This window comes from Clostridium sp. MT-14, from assembly GCF_042436595.1.
Lineage (GTDB): Bacteria > Bacillota > Clostridia > Clostridiales > Clostridiaceae > Clostridium_B > Clostridium_B aromativorans.
In genome coordinates this window covers 1-829 of the sequence record NZ_JBHMIY010000092.1, presented here as the reverse complement: position 1 = coordinate 829, position 829 = coordinate 1, and the positions used below count along the sequence as shown (strand labels likewise).

Genomic DNA, 829 nt, shown 5'->3' with positions numbered 1-829 from the left:
GTGAACTACATCTCCATTGAAATGGAGAGCTTCGGATTCCCAATAAACCCCATGATAGAGCTCCACCGGTACATCTCCGGGGTATCCAAACCCACTACTGCTGGTATAGATTTCTCTATCCTACACAGATACTTTTTTAATATGTTGTAAGCTCCTACACAGTCTGCATTGTATATTTTGTTATTTTCCTTATATAAGCCCCTGTATTTTCTATTAGATCTTTCGGCATATTCCTTTGATACTTCTTTTACATTTGGACTGCACTGACTTGAAAAGCTTTCTTCCTGCTTTTCTATAGAAATACCTCTATCTTCAGCTTTATAGGTTATTTTATCTGTCAGCCTTTTGTAGAACCATTTATGAAACTTTTGATTATTGACTTTTCCAAAGCTTTTATTTTCACGTATGTTTGTTATATCACCTACAATGATTTTGCATACATTATGTTTTTCAGCTGTTTCTACTACTTTCTTTGCTGCTGTATGCAGTACGTGATTTACCTGCTTAGCTCTTTTCTCATAAAGTTTTCTTACTCTCTTACTTTTCTTCGGGTGTTTTATACCTTTAGAACTTTGCTGTGCATCTGAAATTGACTGATAATAAGATATTTTTTTATCGAAGTACCTATTTATACTTAAAAGCTGTCTTCCTGATATGATGAAGGTTTTTCCTGTTGATATATATGCTGTAACAAGGTTGTTCACCCCCAGGTCGATACCCATGTAAATATCATTGTTCTCTTTTAATTTGACATCCTGTTTCTCTACTATGATATTTAAACTATATTTTTTGTTATTTGGCAGGGGTATGATTTCCACTATCTTTGGTG

Annotated in this window: 1 protein-coding gene; it reads right to left on the bottom strand. The window is 34.1% G+C overall.

The genetic code is table 11. The features are described 5' to 3' along the window. Positions 1 to 5 precede the first annotated feature (5 nt). On the bottom strand, positions 6 to 829 hold an 824-nt coding region (locus ACFHWD_RS20635), incomplete at its 5' end, for an RNA-guided endonuclease InsQ/TnpB family protein (RefSeq protein WP_378062945.1).